Origin of the sequence: Bilophila sp. 4_1_30 (genome assembly GCF_000224655.1) — a bacterium.
GTDB lineage: Bacteria > Desulfobacterota > Desulfovibrionia > Desulfovibrionales > Desulfovibrionaceae > Bilophila > Bilophila wadsworthia.
Genome location: NZ_JH114235.1, coordinates 167,363 through 179,804, shown reverse-complemented (window position 1 = coordinate 179,804; position 12,442 = coordinate 167,363). Strand labels below are relative to the sequence as shown.

Below are 12,442 nucleotides of genomic sequence, written 5' to 3'. Positions count from 1 at the left end.
CCTCGGCGTCCCGGATGGTCCGGGTTAGATGGTTTCTGTTTGTATCTCCAGTCTAACCGAGAAGGCGGAACCCAACAACGGGCCGGGTGTCCCGTAAACACCTGTAAACAGTTTTTTGTTCCATCCAGCTACCGCGACCGTGTAGTCCGTCCCGAGTTCTTCCATGTAGGGGCGGCAAAACCTGCACAACGGCGGATACCGCGCCAACCTACGCGGGACGTTTCCCCGGCACGGCACAAGTCCGGGGCGAGTTTTGAGAGGTGAAGACATGAACGGGATGAAGGAAGCGTACACGACGCAGGAGCTAGCGCCGCTGCTCGGCATGACCCGGCAAGGTGTGGACTGTCGTGCCAAGCGTGAAGGCTGGCAATCCCGCCCCCGCGCCGGACGCGGGGGCGGGCGCGAGTGGCTCGTCGACTCCATGCCGGAATCCACGCGCCTCGCCATCGCCGCCAAGGTAGCCCCGTTTACGCCGGTTCCGGTCATCCCCTCAAAGTCGATCACGATTCCCGTGCAGGCCACGCTTTCCGAGGGCGGCAAGGCGAGAGTCGAGGCGAAAACGGCGCTGTTCCTTCTCTACCGGACGTTTACGAAGGCCGCCGGGCTTCCCAAAGTCCGAGGGCGGGAAGTTTTTTCCGCGCACTGGAACGCCGGGGAGATCGAGGCCGAGGCGTGGCTTCGAGAAGCTATCCCACACGTCAGCAAGAACACCCTGCTCAACTGGGAGCGCGCGATTGACGCCGAAGGCTCAGCACGGCTTGCGGGAGATTACGGCAAGGGTATGCGCGGCAAGGGCCGCATCGACAGCCAGCTTGAAGTGAAGGAGATCGTACTCGGCATGTTGGACAAATATCCCTACACGACGGCGAAGATGATCCTTGAGGAGCTTGCCGCCGCCAACGAAAGGCGGGTGCGCGAGGGGCTTGAGCCCTTCATCCTCCCGTCGGAATGGCGGCTGCGGGAGTGGCTGCGGGCGTGGAAAAAGTCCAATCCCGCCCTGTATCAGCTCATGAAATCCCCGGACGGCTACAACGACAATTACAATCCCTCTTTCGGCGACATCTACGCCGGGATCATCCGCCTCAACCAGCGTTGGGAATACGACGGGACGCCGTCCGACGTCATGCTTTCCGACGGCAACAGGTATGCCATCATCGGCGTCATCGACATCTACTCGCGCCGCCTCAAGCTCGAAGTCGGGCCGCGCTCGAACGCCGACGTCGTGTCGAATCTGACGCGGCGCTGCCTCCTCGACTGGGGTGTCCTCGAAACGCCCGTGACGGACAACGGGAAAGAGTTCGTCTCCCGCCAGATGGGGCAGGTGTTCGCGGATTTCAACGTGGTCCCCGACATTCTTCCGCCGTTCCGCCCGGATCTGAAACCCGGGATCGAGAGGGCCTTCGGGGTGTTCAACCATGATCTTTTGACGTTGTGCCCCTGCTATGTGGGCTACAACGTCGAGAAGCGCCGGGAGATCGAGAGCCGGGAATCCTTCGCGAAGCGCCTCATGAAGAAAGGGGAGGATCCGGAGCTTGTGGTGGCCATGACCCCCGAGGAGTTGCAGGAGTTCTGCGACAACTGGACTGACAAGATCTACGCCCACCGGCCCCATACGGGGCTCAAGGGCAAGACGCCCTATCAGATGGCGGCGGAGTATCCCGGCGTCGTGCGGCGCATCAGGGACGAGCGGGCTCTTGACATGCTCCTCATGCCGCTTGCGGGGCAGGACGGCTACCGTACCGTTTCCAAAAAGGGCGTCAAGGCCGACAGGGGCATATTCATTGCCCCGGAACTCGGACGCTGCATCGGCCAGCGGGTGCAGGTGCGCATCAGTCGCACGGACAAGCGGTATGCCTACATTTACGACGAGGCGGGGCTGTTCGTTTGCCGTGCGCACAATGTGGCCGACCTCACGCCGGAAGAACAGCGCACCATCAGCGTCGATGCCCGCAACGCCGCGCAGTCCGTCAAGGCGGAGACGAGGAGGCTCCGGGCTTTCGCGAAGAAGCACAACCTCGATCAGGCGTATCTCCACATTATGGAACACCATATCAGGAAGGCCGAAGAATATGAGGCCGCGCATCCCATGCCAACGCAAAACGACGTGGACTACATGACGTTCGAGCTTGCCGAAGCCCAACGCGCGGCGTCGGGCGAGAAGTCCATGCAGACGTTGACGCTTGAGGAAGCGGAACAGGCGCGGATTGAGGCCGTCGAAATCGTGGCCGACCAGACGTTCATGGTTCCGAAGTCCGCGCAAGGGAGAAATGCGTTGTTCCTTGAGCTCGAATCCCGCGCGCAGTCCGGCGAAGACCTGACCGGCGACGAGCGAAACTGGATGGCCATGTACAGAACCAGCGCAGAACGCGCAGGTTTTGAGGCCATGAACCAGCTTTACGCCGTCAACCAATAAAAAGGCCCGTTGTTGACGCAACGGGCCGGGATGGAGAGGCACATCTCCATGTCTATGAGGGAAATAACTATGCAACAGACAACAGCAAGCGTCAATACGGGCATTGCCCCGCTCACCAACGTCGCCCTGTGCCTCGGCACGCTCAAGCGGGCGATCAACCGCCCCCGGCATCTGCCCGGGATCACGGTCTTCTACGGCCCTTCGGGGTTCGGCAAAAGCACGGCCGCCGCCTGTGCGGTCATCCAATGCCGCGCCTGTTATGTGCAGGCCCGCAGCTCGTGGACGCGCAAGGCTGCGCACGAGGCGATCTGCAAGGGCCTCGGCCTGAAGCCCGGCAAGACCATCTCCGAAATGCTCGATCAGATAGCCGAGGAGCTCGCCCTGTCGGGCAAGCCGCTGGTCATCGACGAGGCCGACTTTCTCGTCGAGCACAACCAGATCGAGATCGTCCGCGACATCTACGAAGCGTCCCAAGCCCCGATCATGCTGATCGGGGAAGAGTGGCTCCCCGGCAAGCTCGAAAAGTGGGAACGGTTCCACGGGCGCGTGCTCGACTGGTGCCCGGCGCAGCCGGTGTCTTTTGAGGACGTCAAGGCGTTGTGCAGGCTCTACGCCGCCGGGACCGAGATCGCCGACGACCTGTTGCAGCGCATCTACACGGTGTCCAACGGTTCGGCCCGCCGCGTCGTCGTCAACCTTGCCCTCGTTGAAGAGGCCGCAAAGGTCGAGGGCCGCAAGACCATTAGCCTCGCCGATTGGGGGGCGCGGCCGCTGTATACCGGCGAGGCTCCGAGCAGGAGGCGTTGATATGGCCGAACTGTTTTCAAGCACGCCTTACGCGGCGCTTACCGCCAGAGAACGGATATGGGCGGCCATCCGGGAGATGAAAACCGTTACCGTCCGTGAAGTGGCGGATCGGTGCGACGCGAAGGCCGACGCCGTCCGGGGGTATTTCACCGGCCTTGTCGCCGCTGGCGTCCTTGACGTGATCCACCGGGGAACGGGCGGAAAGCACAGCGTCTACACGCTCAAGCGCGATCTCGGCGTCCATGCGCCGCGCGTCAGGAGAGACGGGACGTTCCTGCCCGATTCCGTCCGTTCCCGGCTGTGGAACGCCATGCCGATTTTCGGAGTCTTTACCGCCCGTGATCTTGCCATGTCCACCACCCTTGCGGAGTCGCCGGTTTCGTACGCCGAAGCGCTGGACTATTGCCGCTGGCTGGCGCAGGCGGGCTATCTTCGCGATCTCGGTGATGAAAAGTTTCGGTTCATCCCGGCCCGGCATACGGGGGTAAAGGCCCCTCAAATCGTGCGGGTCACGCAGGTTTACGATCCCAACATCGACAAGGTGGTCACGTCCGGCCAGCCTCAAGGGAGGGACGACGAATGACGAACCGCGAGAAGGCCGAGGCCGCCTGGGGCGTGCCGCTCCCGGACTGGATCGAGAAGCTGGCCACGGCCTGCGACGGCAAGGGGCTGCGGAAGACTGCGGCGGATCTTTCCGTCTCCCCGGCCATTGTGAGCCTCGCCATTCGGCGCGGCCGCGCAAAGCTCGACTTTATCCGGGATCGCGTCGAGCACCTTCTCGGGATTTCCATCATCCCCTGCCCCGTGCTCGGGCTTATCAGCCGGAAGGAGTGCCGGGATAACCAACAAAAGCCGTTTTCATCCATCAACCCCATAGAAGTGCAGCTTTTCCGGTCATGCCGGGGAGCCTGCCTGTACAGCGAACTCAAAAAGGAGGAACGCCATGATCTCCGAGAATCTCGAAAAATGCCTCGACGTGCTCGACAAGCTCACGAAGCGCGGCAATGACGACATCCGGGAGCTTGCCCCGTTCATCGTCAACGAAATGCGCCGGGAAGTGCTGCGCGTACGCGAGCTTGAAGAAGACGTTTACCGCGTCAACCACGTCGTTTTTGAAGTCAGAGGAGGACTCCATGCCGAAGCGCGTTAAGCCGAACCTTTCCCCCGCCGCGTTTCCCGTCCATTCGCTGGAGGACGTCGACGCCGCCCTTGCCCAGATTGCCGCCCGCAAGCGCCAGATCGACCTCATCGGCCTCGGCGTTGCCGAACAGGTCGACGAGATCAAGACCCGCGCAGCGGCCGAGACGGAACCGATCCGGCTTGAAATCGCCGCCCTTGAGCTTGCGATCGGGCGTTTCGCCGAAGCGGGCAAGGCGGAACTGTTCGGCAAAAAGAAGTCCATACAGCTTCAGTTCGGGATCGTAGGCTTCCGGGCGTCCTCGAAGCTCAAGACGCTCAAAAAATGGACGTTCGAGCGCGTGCTCGCGACGCTCCGGGATACCGGGATGCGGGAGTATATCCGCGTCAAGGAAGAGGTCGACAAGGAAAAGCTCAAGGGCCTCGCGCCGGAAACCCTCGCGGGCATCGGTTGCACCGTCGTGCAGGAGGACGTCTTTTACTACGAACTCCCCGAACAGCCCGAACCCGAAACCCAACCTTCAACCCTATAAGGACGAGCATCATGACCAAGACCGAACTCATCAAGAAGTGGCAATCCGATTTGCAGACCTATTGCAGCGAAGACGTATACACCCTCAATCAGCTTGAAGTCCTCTTCGGGTGCCTGTGCGGCGTCATGTCTTCCGAGCTGTTCGAGGGCGGAGAGGTTTCTTTGCCGGGCATGGGGAAACTTTCGGCCGTCCACACCAAGGCCCGCGACGGCCGCAACCCGAAGACCGGGGAAAAGCTCCATATTCCCGCTCGGCTGCGGGTGACGTTCAAGCCCTCGAAGGCGTTTAGGGAACTGTTGAACTAACAAGCGAAACCGCCCCACGGGGCGGTCGCCGGATGATTTCCGGCCTGATGAGCTTAAGCAAAAAAAAGAAAGGTTACGAACCCGATATTCAAAAGGAGGGAGTCATCGCATGAACAAAAAAATGGTTGATATTCATCTCACCGAGGACACGCTCCATGCTGTGTCCAGAGCGGTAGGTTATGGTGATGCAATCCTCGCCATAGCGGGAATGATACGAAAGGGAGCGCCCCTTTTCGCTCCCGGGGCAAGAGCTGCGTTGCTTTCTCTCGCTGATACGATTGAGAATAACGTTCAAGAGATGATGCAGGAATATTTATCAGCAATCAATGACTCACAAAGGCAAAATGCGCCGACATGCCATTAGGGCGTGTCAAAGAATATGATTCCGGTTCTTTCTCATACTCCTAAAGAGGACAACAAATAATGGGCAAAAGAAATCCCGGCGCGCTGAAAAAATACAAAGTGAACGTGAGCGTCATAGGCTCCGCGAGCAGGACGGTTCTTGCCGCTTCAAAGGAAGAGGCGGAACGCACGGTTGAAAAGATGCTCCTGCAACCAGACAGACAAACGCCGCAATCCAAAACGCTCTGCGCTTTCGATTGGGAGATTCCCCATTTTTACACTTACGGCGGTTCGGACGGATACTTTTCATCTGACTGCATAGCGATCGAAGAATAACCAGCGCGAAACGGCCCACACGGGCCGTCGTCCGGCGGTGGCGCGCCGGGCCTGATGAGCAGCCTCCAATAACGGAAGGAGCACCCATGCAACTCGCGATCCATGCAACGTGTCAAAATTGCGCGGCACTGGTGCGCCGGTATCGGCGCGGCCAGCCTTCGGCATTCCGTTGCCGCCTCGGGTATCCTCTCCATAATCTGGCCCCCGTCGCTCTCTGTCCGAAGCCATTGAGCGAGTGCGAAGTCGTCCTCGCCCGAAAACTCTACAGGAGGTTTCCATGCCGCGATATGTAGCAACGGTTTCCGGCGCGGGCGTCCACGCCATCAAAGACATGGAACAGGGTGATACGGTTTGTCTTTTCATGCTCAAAAGGGGCGGAAGCTTCGAGCAGCTGAGAGACAACCTGAATACCTGCCTTCGTGCCCTGAACTACGTCGACGAGCAACGCAAGGAGAAAAAGCATGGACTGGCGTCGGATTCCCCACGCTGACGGGTATGAGATGTCCGAGTCCGGTGATGTCCGCCGGGCGGACGGGCTGCTCGTTCCTTATTACCGCTTGCTGTGGGGGGGCGTCACGCGGTCATGTCGGCGGAAACGCTCTATCGCATGACCTTTGACGGCCCGCTCCCTGAGCGCTCCCCGGGCGCTCCCCACAGCGTGGATGTCGACGAAAGGCGTCTTGAGGCCGCACAGCGTCTTGCCGAAAGACTCCGGCATGAAAACGACGAGCTCCGCGCCCGGTTCGCGGCGTTCGGCATCGATATTTGAGGTTCAGGATGAAAACTCCCGTTTTCTGCGGTTCACTCAGCGTCCGGCAAGGCTCCCGGCGCGTCCGTTTCGAGCTGGCCAAGGCCGAGGCGTACGGCGGCCCGGCGGGTTGCTACCGGGTGCGCGTGGATCGCGTATGGCATGACCTCGACGGCAAACCTGCCTTCCTTACCCCCGCGCAGCTCGTCAACATGGCCGTCATGATGACGCTCGGCGGTTTCAAGCCGGAACCGCTCCCGGACATCCCGCGCGGCACCCGCGTCAGCCACCAGACCGCCCCGGCCGACGGCGACATGCCGGAACGCCGCGAAACGGGCTGGACGATGACGGAACCGATCCGGGCGCAGGACGGCCTCGCGTACGTCGGCGTCAGTGTTTACGGACGGGGCGTCGTCATGCTTCCCGTAAACAGTCTGTCCATCATCGGGAGGACATCATGATCATCGACTTCGCCACGGGCAAGGTGAAAAAGCCCGTCCCGCCGGAAACCGCCACGCCCGTTTCCTCTCCGGAACCGAAAAAGCCCTATACGCCCGCGAAGCGCAAGCCCGCAAGCCTTCCCGTGGAGAACCGCCGCGCGGAGCTCGCCAAGATCCATGTGGCGAAAAAACAGCTTGCGATGGATGACGAGACGTACCGGGCCATGCTCATGTCGCAGTTCGGCGTAGAGTCGGCCCGCGACCTTTCAGCGCACCAGCGCAAGAGCTGCATTTTGTACATGCAGCGGCTCGGATTCGAGGGCAAGCGCGGCAAGGCGTCCCCGCAGCGCACCGGCGAGCGCCGCAAACGCCGGGACGTGCCGCTGACGCTGGAAAAGGACGACTCCGGCCTCGGGCGCGACGTCTACATGCGTAAAATCGAGGCTCAGCTTGCCGAAAAAGGACGCGCCGAGGGGACGAAAGTGCCGTGGGGCTACGCCGTGGCTATTTTAAAAAGGCAGTCCGGGGGCGTAACGAAGTGTTTCGAGCACGCGACGGTCGAGCAGCTCCGGGGCGTCATCGCCGCATTAACCTATGACGCCAAGAAAAAAGGCCGGTACTCCGGCGCGTGGGGGACGTGATGAGCGAGTGGGTAAGCCGTCCGGATTTGGAGGAGTTGATAGGGAGAGAGGCGACGGAACAGCTCTGCGAAGCCCTCGGGGGCGTTCCATTCTATGTGCCGATTAAGCCAAAACCAGACATTGAACTTGCAAAAATCGTTGGATTCGGGCGCGCCTGCGCCCTGTGCGAAGCGTTCGGCGGCGCATACATCACCGTACCGCTCGGCAACCGACCGGAACCGTATAAAGTCAGAATCATGCGCCTGATAGACGAAGGAAAGGCCCCGCCACAGATAGCAAGGGAGCTCGGCACGACCGAGCGATACGTGCGCACAATCTTAAGCCGCTACCAGCGCAAGCCCCGCCAACTCACCTTCTTCTGAAAATCACCCTGATCAACATCGGGGTGCCGGGAAAAAACCTCCCGTGTGAATGTGGAATCATCACACAGGAGGTTTTTCATGTTCAAAAAGCTGTTTTCCGCCCGTCGCTGGCTTGCCCTGTGCGGGCTCGTCACTGCCTTGATCCTCGCCTTTCTCGCGGTCGTTTCCCCGCAGCAGCTCCCGGTCATCGCGTATAAATCCGCACTGGTGTCTTTCGCCGCGTGCATCGGCGTGTGGATCGACCGGGCGGTCTTTCCGTACGCCCGCCCGTCCGGGTATCTGAAAAAGGACTGGCTGCGTAACCCCGACGCCGACGGCGGGGAGGACGAAGTCGATTTCGAGATATGCACCGGGTATTTCCGCGTCTTTGCCATTGCCACAATCCGGCGCGGGATCATGGTGGGCATGGTGATCCTCGGCATGTGTCTGGGGCTGTGATCATGCGTATCGATCCGCAAAAACTCCTTTCCTCCTGCGTCGAGGCGTTTTGCGTGGGCGTCGCGTTCGCCGTGGGCGCGGCCATTGTCGTATCGGTGCTGTTTGGCCTGCTCGCCTTTTTTGCTGGCGACGCCGAGGCCGCAGAAGTCCAGATACCCCGCGCCGCGCTCCAGCACCGGGCGACGCTCATTCGGGAGGCCCGCGCCGCGTGGGGATTGAATGCCCCGGTATCCATCTTCGCCGCCCAAATCCATACGGAATCGTGGTGGCGGAATAACACGGTGTCAGCGGCGGGTGCGCAGGGACTGGCGCAGTTTATCCCATCGACGGCGACATGGCTTCCGAAAGTCGCCCCGGAAGTCGGCAAGCCACAGCCGTTCAATCCGGCGTGGTCGCTCCGGGCGTGCGTCGTCTATGACAAATATCTCCATGACCGCATGAGTGCCATGAGCACCGACAAGAGCGCCTTGAGCGCCTGTGATCGCATGGCCTTTGCCCTCTCGGCTTACAACGGCGGCGCGGGCTGGGTGAACCGTGACCGGAACCTCGCCGCAAAGAAGGGGCTCAATCCGGATCGCTGGTTCGGACACGTCGAAACCGTAAATGCGGGCCGCAAAGCAAGCGCGATCCGGGAAAACCGCAGATACGTCTCGCGCATCATGGAATACCAGCACGTGTACATCCGGGCGGGCTGGGGGTCGGGGGTGAGTTGTGCTGGGTAAGATTCCTTCGTGGCTCTGGGCCGTCCTCGTCTGCGTGGTCATTTACGGTGCGGGCGTCTGGCGGGGGCTCGACGTCGTGACTGAAGAGTACGAGGCCAAGATCGCCGCCATGAACGCCACCCGCGCCGAAGAGGAGCGCGCCCGTGCCGAAGCCGTGGCCGCCGCCGAAAAGAACGCCCGCGAGCGTCTGGCGGCGGAAACGGCGCGGGGTGAGAAGCTCGCCCGCGAACTCGCCGCGAAAACCGCCGAACTGGACGCCGAGCGCGCGTCCGTAAACAGGAGAATCCGGGATGTTTCAGAAAAGGCTCGCCGTGATTGCGCTGGTTTGTCTCTTGAGTGGGTGCGCCTGTACAACGAGGCCCTCGGCTTTGGTGCCGGTCATAGCGCCGGAAACGAAGGCTCCGCCCCCGGCGGCACTCATGACGCTCCCGGTTCCGCCGGAGCCGCTCGCGCCGGGGTACAGCCGGACGCACTAGCGACGCCCGAGGACGTGCTCGCCCATATCCGGGATTACGGTCTCTACTGTCGGCGGCTCGAGGCGGGATACCGGGCGCTCACTACCTTATATAATGGAGACTCCAATGACCGACATCCTGACTGAGCTTGACCGCTGGTGGCCGGTGCTCGGGATACTGGCGACACTCGTGTACGGCTGGGGAGTCTACCACCTGTCCCGGCGCTTTGCGACCAAGTATGAGCACGACGGGCTTGCCGGGTGCGTCTCGGGGCTTGCCGGTCGAGTGGATGACCTGGAGCGTCGCATGGAGACGGTGCCGGACGGCAAGACCATGCTCGGCATACAATTGCTCCTCAAAGAGCAGCGGGGCGACATGAAAGCTCTTGAGGCTCGCCTGGAAGGCATCGAATCCGGCATGGTCGGGCTTAAGAACCAAATTGACATGCTGATACAGCATCATCTTGAGGGGTCGAAATGAAGACTTTTGCGCAGTTACAGGCCGAGTCTCGCAGGTGCGCCATATTGCGCTTTTTGGCCGGGGCTGCGGGGTGTGAGATGAATACGTCGGTCATGCAGGATGCGCTTGACGCCTACGGGCATCCCGTCTCGCGCGACCAGGTAGAGACGGACGCCGCGTGGCTCGCGGAGCAAGGGCTCGTCGAGGTCGAGGATCTCGGTCCGGTCAGAGTGATCCGCCTGACCGGACGCGGGCAGGACGTCGCCAAGGGCCGCGCCGTAGTACCGGGCGTAAAGCGGCCACGGGCGGGGAGGTAACATGGTGCGTGCGTCTTCCATCCGCCGCCTTGATCCGCGCATCGTCTCCGAGATCAACGGGCTTTTCGAGCGCGGGCGTACGCTCAACGAGATCCTTGCCAAGCTCCGCGAACTCGGCGTTTCCGACGTGTCGCGCTCGGCGCTCGGACGCTACAAGCAGTCCTACGACGAGGTGATCGCGTCCGTGCGCGAAAGCCGCCAGGTCGCCGAAGTGCTGGTCAAGGAGTTCGGGAAGGACTCGGATCCCAAGGCCATGCGCGCCAACATCGAGATGATGCAGGCCCTCATCTCGAGATTGACCCGCGAAATCACCCGGAACGAGAAGCTCGACGTGAAGCAGGTCGCCATTCTTTCCGGCGCGCTGGAGTCGCTCGGGCGGGCCAGCAAGACGGACATTGAGATGATGGCCAAGGCAAGGGAGCAGGCCCGGCGGGAAGTCGAGGCGGAAATGCGCGACCGCGTCCGGAAACTCGGCACGGCGCAGGAGCTGAAGGAGCTGTCCGATGCGGAACTTGAAAGGCGTATCGCCGAACTTGCCAGACGCGGAACTTGACGCGCTGCTCGTCGAGCGGAATCGGCGCGTCCTTGAGGCAGAGCTTGCCCGGCGGAACATGGCGGCGTTCGTTTCCTTCACCAAGCGCGATTATTGCCACAACCGTTTTTCCCGCGCGGTCTGCGAGGCGCTCGACCTTTTTCTTGAGGACGTGCGGGCGGGGAAACGCCCGATCCTCATCCTTCAGGCCCCGCCTCAGCACGGGAAAAGCGAGCTCGTCTCCCGGCGGTTTCCGGCCTATGCCTTCGGGCGTTTCCCTTTTTTGCGGATAGCGGCCTGTTCGTACGCGTCGGACCTTGCCCGCGACATGAACCGCGACGTCCAGCGCATCATGCTGGACGACAGCTACAAGGCCGTGTTTCCGGACGTCTGGCTGAACCCCAAACGCGTCGTCAGTATGGAGAATCAGGCGCTCAGAAACTCGGATCGGTTCGATATCCCGGGGACGGCGGGCTATTACGTCTGTACCGGCGTCGGCGGGCCGCTGACGGGCAAGTCCGTGGATATCGGCATCATCGACGACCCGATCAAGAACGAATCCGAAGCCCGCAGCGCCGTGGTCAAAAAGACGATCGAAGGCTGGTACAACACCGTCTTTCTGACAAGGCTGTCCAAACTGTCCGGCCAGATCATCATGGCCACAAGCTGGGCCGTGGACGATCTGGCGGCGACGGTGGCGAAGAAGAACCCCCGCGCCCGCGTGCTGAAGTTTCCGGCCATCGACGAAGACGGCAAGGCCCTCGTGCCGGAGCTGCACCCGCTCGAAAAGCTCCTTGAAGTCAAGGCCCTGCTCTCGCCGGGACAATGGAGTGCGCTGTATCAGCAGACGCCGATCGCCGAGGGCGGGAACATCTTTCAGGAAGAGTGGATACGGCGATGGGACGCGTCGACGTATCCGCCGTATTTCGAAGAGGTGATTGCTTCATGGGACATGACCTTCAAGGATACGGACGGCTCCGACTATGTCGTCGGGCAAGTCTGGGGACGGTTCGGCCCCAATTACTACCTGCTCGATCAGGTCCGCAGGCGCATGGGGTTCACGGCCTCGAAAGCGGCCGTGCTGGCCATGCTCGCTCAATGGCCGCAGGTGACGGCGGTGCTCATCGAAGACAAGGCGAACGGCCCGGCGGTGCTCGACGCCCTGCGCGGGGAGGTGCCGGGGTTGATTCCGGTTTTGCCGGACGGCTCGAAGGTCGCCCGCGCCTACGCAGTGACGCCGCTGTGGGCCGGGGGGAACGTGTGGATTCCGGAAGACGACGCCGTATGGACGCGGGATTTTGTGGAAGAGCTCGTCGCGTTTCCGGCCGGGGCGCATGACGACCAGGTGGACGCCATGACGCAGGCGCTCAGGTACTTGAGAAGCCACGGACTCGCCGTATGGGAGGCCCTGGCCGATGACTGATGTTTTCTTAACCGACGAATCACGAGGCGTCC

At 61.7% G+C, this 12,442-nt stretch carries 21 protein-coding genes and 2 other RNA genes; all 23 read left to right on the top strand.

Annotated elements, in window-relative coordinates:
• Positions 1 to 268: 268 nt before the first annotated feature.
• The 23 genes from HMPREF0178_RS20675 (at position 269) to terL (ending at position 12,410) form a co-directional block, all read left to right on the top strand.
• Positions 269 to 2,413: a DNA-binding protein gene (locus tag HMPREF0178_RS20675; protein ID WP_009381211.1), complete on the top strand. Its 2,145-nt coding sequence runs from the start codon at positions 269 to 271 to the stop codon at positions 2,411 to 2,413.
• A gap of 69 nt (positions 2,414 to 2,482) precedes the next feature.
• Complete coding sequence (locus HMPREF0178_RS18425) at positions 2,483 to 3,220, top strand: AAA family ATPase (protein ID WP_009381210.1); 738 nt, start codon at positions 2,483 to 2,485, stop codon at positions 3,218 to 3,220.
• A gap of 1 nt (position 3,221) precedes the next feature.
• On the top strand, positions 3,222 to 3,803 hold the full coding sequence (locus HMPREF0178_RS18420; protein ID WP_009381209.1) for a hypothetical protein: 582 nt from the start codon (positions 3,222 to 3,224) through the stop codon (positions 3,801 to 3,803).
• Entirely contained in the window at positions 3,800 to 4,228 is a 429-nt protein-coding gene (locus tag HMPREF0178_RS18415; protein ID WP_050809305.1) for a hypothetical protein, read from the top strand. Before HMPREF0178_RS18420 ends, HMPREF0178_RS18415 begins: the two co-directional genes overlap by 4 nt.
• Positions 4,164 to 4,370, top strand: coding sequence for a hypothetical protein (locus HMPREF0178_RS21725; RefSeq protein WP_009381207.1), 207 nt, complete (start codon positions 4,164 to 4,166; stop codon positions 4,368 to 4,370). The genes HMPREF0178_RS18415 and HMPREF0178_RS21725 overlap by 65 nt, the downstream gene beginning before the upstream one ends.
• Positions 4,354 to 4,890: a host-nuclease inhibitor Gam family protein gene (locus HMPREF0178_RS18405; protein WP_009381206.1), complete on the top strand. Its 537-nt coding sequence runs from the start codon at positions 4,354 to 4,356 to the stop codon at positions 4,888 to 4,890. Before HMPREF0178_RS21725 ends, HMPREF0178_RS18405 begins: the two co-directional genes overlap by 17 nt.
• 11 nt (positions 4,891 to 4,901) lie before the next feature.
• Positions 4,902 to 5,195: an HU family DNA-binding protein gene (locus tag HMPREF0178_RS18400; RefSeq protein ID WP_009381205.1), complete on the top strand. Its 294-nt coding sequence runs from the start codon at positions 4,902 to 4,904 to the stop codon at positions 5,193 to 5,195.
• A 1-nt stretch (position 5,196) separates the two neighbouring features.
• Positions 5,197 to 5,259: hammerhead ribozyme type II (locus HMPREF0178_RS21220), an RNA gene on the top strand.
• Positions 5,260 to 5,304: 45 nt separating this feature from the next.
• Entirely contained in the window at positions 5,305 to 5,559 is a 255-nt protein-coding gene (locus HMPREF0178_RS18395; RefSeq protein WP_009381204.1) for a hypothetical protein, read from the top strand.
• Between the two features lie 59 nt (positions 5,560 to 5,618).
• The gene (locus HMPREF0178_RS18390) at positions 5,619 to 5,873 is read left to right on the top strand and encodes a hypothetical protein (protein WP_009381203.1); all 255 of its coding nucleotides are present in this window, start codon (positions 5,619 to 5,621) and stop codon (positions 5,871 to 5,873) included.
• 3 nt (positions 5,874 to 5,876) lie between these two features.
• Positions 5,877 to 5,941: hammerhead ribozyme type II (locus tag HMPREF0178_RS21215), an RNA gene on the top strand.
• A 209-nt stretch (positions 5,942 to 6,150) separates the two neighbouring features.
• Positions 6,151 to 6,363 (top strand): hypothetical protein, encoded by a 213-nt coding sequence (locus tag HMPREF0178_RS18385; protein ID WP_009369099.1) that lies wholly within the window; start codon positions 6,151 to 6,153, stop codon positions 6,361 to 6,363.
• Positions 6,364 to 6,456: 93 nt separating this feature from the next.
• The gene (locus HMPREF0178_RS18380) at positions 6,457 to 6,642 is read left to right on the top strand and encodes a hypothetical protein (protein ID WP_039959353.1); all 186 of its coding nucleotides are present in this window, start codon (positions 6,457 to 6,459) and stop codon (positions 6,640 to 6,642) included.
• A gap of 8 nt (positions 6,643 to 6,650) precedes the next feature.
• Complete coding sequence (locus tag HMPREF0178_RS18375) at positions 6,651 to 7,082, top strand: hypothetical protein (protein ID WP_009369097.1); 432 nt, start codon at positions 6,651 to 6,653, stop codon at positions 7,080 to 7,082.
• Positions 7,079 to 7,702, top strand: a complete 624-nt coding sequence (locus HMPREF0178_RS20670; protein WP_009369096.1) for a regulatory protein GemA — start codon at positions 7,079 to 7,081, stop codon at positions 7,700 to 7,702. The genes HMPREF0178_RS18375 and HMPREF0178_RS20670 overlap by 4 nt, the downstream gene beginning before the upstream one ends.
• A complete protein-coding gene (locus HMPREF0178_RS18365) occupies positions 7,702 to 8,064 on the top strand; it encodes a helix-turn-helix domain-containing protein (protein ID WP_009369095.1) in 363 nt (120 codons plus the stop codon). Before HMPREF0178_RS20670 ends, HMPREF0178_RS18365 begins: the two co-directional genes overlap by 1 nt.
• 78 nt (positions 8,065 to 8,142) lie before the next feature.
• Positions 8,143 to 8,502, top strand: a complete 360-nt coding sequence (locus HMPREF0178_RS18360; protein ID WP_009369094.1) for a putative holin — start codon at positions 8,143 to 8,145, stop codon at positions 8,500 to 8,502.
• Positions 8,503 to 8,504: 2 nt separating this feature from the next.
• Positions 8,505 to 9,224 carry a transglycosylase SLT domain-containing protein gene (locus HMPREF0178_RS18355; RefSeq protein ID WP_009369093.1) on the top strand — a complete coding sequence of 240 codons (720 nt, stop codon included), beginning with the start codon at positions 8,505 to 8,507 and terminating at the stop codon, positions 9,222 to 9,224.
• On the top strand, positions 9,214 to 9,825 hold the full coding sequence (locus HMPREF0178_RS18350) for a hypothetical protein (RefSeq protein WP_009369092.1): 612 nt from the start codon (positions 9,214 to 9,216) through the stop codon (positions 9,823 to 9,825). The genes HMPREF0178_RS18355 and HMPREF0178_RS18350 overlap by 11 nt, the downstream gene beginning before the upstream one ends.
• Positions 9,806 to 10,159 carry a DUF2730 family protein gene (locus tag HMPREF0178_RS18345; protein WP_009369091.1) on the top strand — a complete coding sequence of 118 codons (354 nt, stop codon included), beginning with the start codon at positions 9,806 to 9,808 and terminating at the stop codon, positions 10,157 to 10,159. The genes HMPREF0178_RS18350 and HMPREF0178_RS18345 overlap by 20 nt, the downstream gene beginning before the upstream one ends.
• 77 nt (positions 10,160 to 10,236) lie before the next feature.
• On the top strand, positions 10,237 to 10,455 hold the full coding sequence (locus HMPREF0178_RS18340; RefSeq protein ID WP_232281327.1) for an ArsR family transcriptional regulator: 219 nt from the start codon (positions 10,237 to 10,239) through the stop codon (positions 10,453 to 10,455).
• Position 10,456: 1 nt separating this feature from the next.
• Positions 10,457 to 11,008: a phage protein Gp27 family protein gene (locus HMPREF0178_RS20665; protein WP_009369089.1), complete on the top strand. Its 552-nt coding sequence runs from the start codon at positions 10,457 to 10,459 to the stop codon at positions 11,006 to 11,008.
• Positions 10,959 to 12,410 (top strand): phage terminase large subunit, encoded by a 1,452-nt coding sequence (gene terL / locus HMPREF0178_RS18330; protein ID WP_009369088.1) that lies wholly within the window; start codon positions 10,959 to 10,961, stop codon positions 12,408 to 12,410. Before HMPREF0178_RS20665 ends, terL begins: the two co-directional genes overlap by 50 nt.
• Positions 12,411 to 12,442 lie beyond the last annotated feature (32 nt).